Below are 1,273 nucleotides of genomic sequence, written 5' to 3' on the forward strand. Positions count from 1 at the left end.
CTCCGGCGTGGAGCAACTCCCGCAGGGCGGCGTCGACGGTGGCGGTGGCGATCAGCCGCTCGGTGAGTTCGTGCAGCGTGGTGAGGTCGGAGACCCAGCCGGCGAGGCGGTCCTGGACGGCCGTCGAAGGGGGCGGGGCGGGCGCGGCCGGAGGCTGCGGAGAGGGTGCGACAGTCTGCGCGGGGGCGGGAACAGCAGAATCGATTCCGGCCACATTGGGAAAGTGGGGCGCTGTCATGTTCTACGGTTTTCCGGCCGGTGCGTATTGCTCAAAAGCATCGCAAACCCCCATGTCATTCTGCGCCGCTAGCAGTGTCTCCACATGTACACGCACTCGTAAGGGGATGTCCAGCATTGTCCTGCCGGGATTCCTGGTGTCCGTGGGGTGCGAGCGGCCTTCCTCTCGACCTCTTGCGTAAAAGCGAAATTGGCTTGAAACTGCCCCAGAGGACGCCTTGTTGCGGTCGACTGGGGGTGCTTCACGGAGCGTCACAGCGGTCGTGATGGGTACGTACTCGGAGAAAGCCGGGGGTGGTTGGGGGCCACCGGGAACCTGGCGACGGACCCGGGCGTCCTATCCACCGACGACCGTGCCCCATCCTCCCGTGGCGGAGGCGGAGAGAAATACGCGCGACGGCAAAACGCCAGACTTCGCCACCCCCGCGCCACGCCTTGCTTTTGATAGACGCAGTGGCCGGTACCGTCACGGACGCAGTCAGTGCTCGACCCACAGGGGTTTCCCTTGCCCTTGGCGGAGGCGTGCCCCGGGGGGACGTTTCTCGGCAGGGGTGTGATGCGCCACCAGCAACGCACAGCGAAGTGATCGACACATGGTGTGAAGAGACCACGGTGTTGCCAGGCGTGCAACGGAAAGGAACGAGCGCTCATGCGCGAGATCCTCGGAAGGCGACGCAGGCTCCTGTCCCAGCACGACGACGGGCGGCCTGAGCTGATCGGCGCGGCCCTCACCTACGCGGCACAATGGCAGTGGCCCGTGCTCCCGGGCGCGGTGGCGGATCCGCGGGCGCGGTCGCGCTGCGGCTGTCCCGACCCCGAGTGCACGGTGCCGGGCGCGCACCCCTTCGACCCCGGTCTCCTTGCGGCGACCACCGACGCGCGCATGGTGCGCTGGTGGTGGACCAACCGGCCGACCGCGCCGATCGTCATGGCCACCGGAGGCGGTGCCCCGTGTGCCGTCTCCCTGCCCGCCCTGCCGGCCGCCCACGCCCTCGCCGCGCTCGACCGCGCCGGGCTGCGGCTCGGCCCGGTCGTC

The 1,273-nt window shown here is 69.0% G+C and carries 1 protein-coding gene and 1 pseudogene; one reads left to right on the forward strand and one right to left on the reverse strand.

Annotation, left to right across the window (positions count from 1 at the left end):
- Window positions 1–238 (reverse strand): annotated as a pseudogene (locus tag ACF088_RS41245) (phosphatase); the annotation flags it as partial.
- Between the two features lie 648 nt (window positions 239–886).
- On the opposite strand from ACF088_RS41245, the gene ACF088_RS41250 reads away from it, so the two are divergent.
- On the forward strand, window positions 887–1,273 hold a 387-nt coding region (locus ACF088_RS41250; protein WP_392381125.1), incomplete at its 3' end, for a bifunctional DNA primase/polymerase.

This window comes from Streptomyces sp. NPDC015125 (genome assembly GCF_043080045.1).
GTDB lineage: Bacteria > Actinomycetota > Actinomycetes > Streptomycetales > Streptomycetaceae > Streptomyces.